At 65.9% G+C, this 703-nt stretch carries 1 pseudogene; it reads left to right on the top strand.

From position 1 onward, the window contains the following. A pseudogene (locus AACY45_RS27245) lies at positions 1-703 on the top strand (hypothetical protein); the annotation flags it as partial.

Genomic DNA, 703 nt, shown 5'->3' with positions numbered 1-703 from the left:
GAGCCACGCGCGGAACTGCCGCGGCCGACGGTGGCCGGGGTGGTCGACGGCGTCCTCGACCCGGATCGCCCAGACACCACGCTGACCGCCACCTGGCTCAATACGCTGGGGGGGGACAAAGTGATTTGCGAGTGGGAGGGCTCGAAAACCGGGGTGTACCGCGACTCGGTGACCCTCAACTCGATCACCGCCGGCCAACCGGTGCCGTTCACCATTAGGGGGGAATTGATCAAGGGCAATGAGGGCGGCACGGTGAAAGCGTCGTACTCGGTCGAGCGGACCGATGACCGCCCGCGCTATTCCCAAGCGCTGGAATTCGACGTTGGGGTGGTGCTCGACCTCAACCCCCCGAGCATTCTGCAGGCCGAAGCCGACGGCAAGACCTTGCAGCCGCTCAAGGCCGAGGAGGCCCTGACCGCGGTGATCCCGCCGGACGGATTGCTGCTCACCGATCAGTTGAGCGTGACCTGGACGGGAGCGGCCGGCACCGCCGCGGGTGGCTCACACATCACCGCGGCCAAGCCAATCAGTGAAGTGGGCCTGAGCATCGCGCTGCCGGTCACGGTGCTGGCGTTCAACCTGGGCAAGACAGTGAGCGTGACCTACACCGTCACCCGGGATGGCAAGCCCACGACCTCGCTACCGCTCACGTTGAGTGTTGGCGCCTTGCCCGTCACGGAGCTCAACTCACCGATGATTACTG

The sequence above is a fragment of the Pseudomonas sp. RA_35y_Pfl2_P32 genome (assembly GCF_963970735.1).
GTDB lineage: Bacteria > Pseudomonadota > Gammaproteobacteria > Pseudomonadales > Pseudomonadaceae > Aquipseudomonas.
The sequence above is the reverse complement of the archived record's forward strand: the minus strand, read 5'-3'. Positions and strand labels throughout refer to the sequence as shown.